General features: G+C 52.4%; 1 pseudogene. It reads right to left on the bottom strand.

What is annotated here, in order from left to right:
• Positions 1-43 precede the first annotated feature (43 nt).
• A pseudogene (locus NA637_RS25365) lies at positions 44-513 on the bottom strand (integrase); the annotation flags it as partial.

The raw sequence follows: 513 nt of genomic DNA, 5'->3' as shown, positions 1-513 counted from the left end.
AGTATTTTCCAATCCTTAAATGAGTCTGGGGGCTGGTGGGCTCTCAGCCGGTTTTCAGTTCCTGTCCATGAATGATTTTGAAGAGTTTTCGACGGGCCTTTTGTAGCTGGTCCGCCGCCTCATTGTCGCTGATTTGGTGCGCAAGTTGATCAAGTGTTCCAAAGCTGGCGCCGGGTTTCAAATAGTCTTTGGCATTGGCCAGTGATTTGAACTTGTCATAGGGCGTCATCAGATTCTCATAGCGGTACACCTTGCGCTCCTTGCCCTTGGCATCTGTGCGGGTCTCGGGGAAGAAACAGGGGCGATGGAAGTTGATGTAGGGATTGAGGTGTTCCTGATTGAATCTGTTGATCAGTGACGCCCAGCGCTGGGGAATATGGCTGTAGCCAAACTGTTTACGCACGATTGCGGCGTTCTTGCTTTCCGCCAGGGCGTTGTCATTGCTGTGCCGGGACCGCGACTTGGTGAACTCGATGCGCAGCTTCTCAAGCAAGGCCGCAACCTGCTTGTTAA

It is taken from the genome of Stutzerimonas stutzeri (assembly GCF_024448935.1).
Taxonomy (GTDB): Bacteria; Pseudomonadota; Gammaproteobacteria; order Pseudomonadales; family Pseudomonadaceae; genus Stutzerimonas; species Stutzerimonas stutzeri_AO.
This window is presented reverse-complemented; position numbering and strand designations above follow the sequence as displayed.